Origin of the sequence: Flavobacterium sp. (assembly GCF_029242675.1) — a bacterium.
Taxonomy (GTDB): domain Bacteria; phylum Bacteroidota; class Bacteroidia; order Flavobacteriales; family Flavobacteriaceae; genus Flavobacterium.
The window spans coordinates 1-2,054 of the sequence record NZ_JAQWTM010000192.1; the positions used below are offsets into that span (position 1 = coordinate 1).

Genomic DNA, 2,054 nt, shown 5'->3' on the forward strand with positions numbered 1-2,054 from the left:
CCATTTGTTGTTATTTCAATTTTTGATTTTGGTAATTTATAACTCAATGATGAATGTCCGTTGTGTCCATAATAGCCTCCTAAAGTTTCTTCTCCAATAGTTTTCGTATTTTCATTTCCTGAAACCATTGCTGCAAACAAACTTCCTGCTGATGCAACCTTTGGACTTATTAGCAAATAAATATTTCCATTAAATGCATTTTGATTTGGCGTTCTAATTTTATGGTCATCTGAATTTTCATCCTGATAAAATTTGCCATTTTGTTCTTTTGGAAAAATTGTTTGAAATTCTTTATTATATTTCCCAACTACTAAAGTTCTAAGAAATTTTGGTATTCCAATATTATAATATTTTATTAAGGGAATTTTTCTGAAACTAACCCACGCTTGTTGATTTTCTTTAAAAATTCTATTTGTCAAATACGAATAAGTTAATAAATCATTAGGGTCATTTCCACCGCCATTATTACGTACATCTACTATTAAGTTTAATGTTTTGTTCTTTTTAATACTCATGAAAACACTATCTAAAAAATGCTTGTATTTTTTATGTTCACTTGTCTTTTCATCACCAATGTCAAAAGTGTTTATTGTTAAAATCCCAGTTGATTGATTTAGTTGTTTATAATTATATTTTTGATTTTCTTTTAAATCTGCATAATAGTACTGGTCAATAGACATCGAGTGCATTTTTCGAAAATTTTCGTAATATGCTTTGTTACCAACGCTTTGGATATTTTTAGTTTTTAATTGTTTTGAATTTGGATCTAAATAACTGACTGTGAATATTTTTGTTAAACCAAAATTAAGTCGATAATATTTTGAAAAACTGGTCATTAAACCAATTCTTTTTCCAGTTAGATTAAAACCATCGGTTGAATAATATTTATAAAGTTTTGGAACTATTTTAACAATCGGGACATCATTTATGGTTACAATTTCTGCTCCTAAAGGAATTTCTTTATCATTGATATTTATAAGCCATTTACCTTCAATCCATTTGATTGGAAATGGAAAATATCCGAAAGTCTCATTTTTTAAATTTTCAGCACGTTTTTTGGATAATGAAATTTCGTTATGACAACTTCCTTCAAAGTCAGAAATTGTAAATATTAAATTATAAAATTCTCGATAAGATGTAATTTTTTCAATTTGCTGATTTGCCCAACCATAAATGCTATCAATTTGTTTTTCTGTGCGGTATTTTTTAACTCCAGAATTAGCTTTGGTTGATATGCTTTTAAAAACTTCAAAATCTTTTTTCATTTTATCTTTGGAAAACGATTCATCAATAGATTGTCCGTTTGTAATAAATGCAATAAATAAAATTAAAAATAGTGTCGTAATTCTTGTCATTGTTCGGTTTTTCTAAAATGTCTGCTAACGTCAGCCTGTGAAAAAACTTCCGTTTATTTCCTTCAAATATACTACATCTTTTTAAGATAAAAGGCAGAAAAGTTGTATATTTAAAGATGCAACACATCATAGGAATAGCACGCAATCAAATGCGTTTTTCGAGTTTAGAAGACTCAATTTCTCAAGAGAACCCTGTTCGTTATGCCACTTTGAGATGGCTGGAAGTTCATAAACGCTCAATTTTCGGCTTAATGTAATTGTGATTAAAAAACGCTAATTCCACTAAATTTCAGATAGCTCAAAATACCAACAAGCACCTTTTAATGACATCATTGCCCTATAATTTGAAGAAATACTTGCGCTTTGTTGTCAAAAAACCAGCACTTGAACTCCAAAGAATACAACTAAAAGTAAGCAAAGCAGTAACCTCATGTAAAACCTATTTATATGCACCCATAACAAGGTCTTTAGACTGTCTTATTTTTATAAATAATTATAAAACCAAAAAAAATAACCTTCTTTAAATCGCTTTAAAAAAGGTTGTTTTCTTATGATTGCTGTGGGAACTCATTTTTTGTAGCCGTTGTGCAACGGCTACCGCTGTTAGCAGTAGTGTTTTTTATATTGTTGGATAAAATTGCTTAATCTTTCTGATTTTTTTATCTCTAAAATTTGTACAAAGTATTTCGTCAATTTTTT

Annotated in this window: 1 protein-coding gene; it reads right to left on the bottom strand. The window is 28.6% G+C overall.

The window, feature by feature from the left end; translation table 11 throughout:
* The coding region (locus P8M54_RS07425; RefSeq protein WP_300286782.1) for a S41 family peptidase at window positions 1-1,355 on the bottom strand (1,355 nt) is incomplete at its 3' end.
* Window positions 1,356-2,054 lie beyond the last annotated feature (699 nt).